The organism is Rhodococcus gordoniae, from assembly GCF_001646655.1.
Lineage (GTDB): Bacteria > Actinomycetota > Actinomycetes > Mycobacteriales > Mycobacteriaceae > Rhodococcus > Rhodococcus gordoniae.
In genome coordinates this window covers 1-501 of the sequence record NZ_LPZN01000097.1, presented here as the reverse complement: position 1 = coordinate 501, position 501 = coordinate 1, and the positions used below count along the sequence as shown (strand labels likewise).

General features: G+C 60.1%; 1 rRNA gene. It reads left to right on the top strand.

The features are described 5' to 3' along the window. A 23S ribosomal RNA gene (locus A8G18_RS22055) occupies positions 1-501 on the top strand; the annotation flags it as partial.

The window sequence follows — 501 nt, the reverse complement described above, 5'->3', positions numbered from 1 at the left end:
CCGAAGCCGCGGCATTCACATGACACCCCGGAGGGATTACGGTTTCTCCGGCAGTGGTGTGGATGGGTAGGGGAGCGTCGTGTGGCCGTAGAAGCGCCGGAGTGATCCAGGTGTGGAGGCCACGCGAGTGAGAATGCAGGCATGAGTAGCGAAAGACGAGTGAGAAACTCGTCCGCCGGATGACCAAGGGTTCCTGGGCCAGGTTAATCCGCCCAGGGTGAGTCGGGACCTAAGGCGAGGCCGACAGGCGTAGTCGATGGACAACGGGTTGATATTCCCGTACCCGTGTATCCGCGCCCAATGGCGAATCAGTTGTGCTAACCGTCCAAAAGTCTCCTGTGTCCCTTCGGGGGCTCTGGGGATGGCTGCACGGGACCCTGATTGTAGTAGTCAAGCGATGGGGTGACGCAGGAAGGTAGCTGGGCCAGGTGATGGAATACCTGGTGTAAGCCGGTAGGGCGAATGGTAGGCAAATCCGCCGTTCATGCAGCCTGAGAGGTG